We start from the raw sequence: 896 nt of genomic DNA, 5'->3' as shown, positions 1-896 counted from the left end.
CACACCTGTTCCCATCTCGAACACAGAAGTTAAGCTTCTTAGCGCCGAATGTAGTTGGGGGTTGCCCCCTGTGAGACTAGGACGTTGCCATGCAAGATAAAAACCAGTAGCCAAAGCTACTGGTTTTTTGTTGTTATCTTTTAAACTATATAAAAATCCGAAGGATACCAAAGTTATACTATATAAAATTCAGCGATATGATGTAAAATGAGTAATCTTATATACGCAATAAGGTAGATTAATCAAAAGTAATGCTCTATTCTAAAAATATTCTTCGTATATGATGAAGTAAGAAAATGAATAATATAAATATGCTTGATCAGAAAAAATGAGTATTTTTGTAAAATGAAGTTAAATACGTCAATGGATACTGGCAAATGATGACAATGTGTGAAAAATAATTAAAATGGTTATCTAGAGTAAAAACAGAAAAGATAGTAGAATAAAAAGTTTAATTATAAGGAAGAATGTATTGAAGGTGTCATAAATGTAATTAAAATACAATGATACCAACAAGAAAATGTAGTGAAAAACATTGCTATAACTACATTTCTAAAATGAATTGCAAAAATGATAAAAAACATAAGAATAATGTTGACAATAATTCTTATGCGAGGTATTATAAGTATTGCTTGTTGAGAATAACAAGATAAAAAAGAAAATTAAAATTCTTGTTGACAACCACTCAAACTAAGTGATATGATATTCAAGTCGTCAAATATGACATTGTTTGTATGAAACTTTAAAAAAAACTTTTTTGAAACTTTTTATTGACAAACAATGAATGCAGATGATAAGATATAAAAGTTGCTAATAAGGCAATGAGATAGACCTTTGAAAACTGAACAAAGAAGACGAACCAAAATTGTGTAGGGAATCAATTGCGTAGCAATTGA

At 28.7% G+C, this 896-nt stretch carries 1 rRNA gene; it reads left to right on the top strand.

What is annotated here, in order from left to right:
* Positions 1-93: ribosomal RNA gene (gene rrf, locus CJ191_RS09075) — 5S ribosomal RNA — on the top strand; the annotation flags it as partial.
* Positions 94-896: the final 803 nt, after the last annotated feature.

This window comes from Aerococcus viridans, assembly GCF_002871935.1.
GTDB classification, from domain to species: domain Bacteria; phylum Bacillota; class Bacilli; order Lactobacillales; family Aerococcaceae; genus Aerococcus; species Aerococcus viridans_B.
Note: the sequence above shows the minus strand (reverse complement) of the source record. Positions and strands in the feature narration are given on the sequence as shown.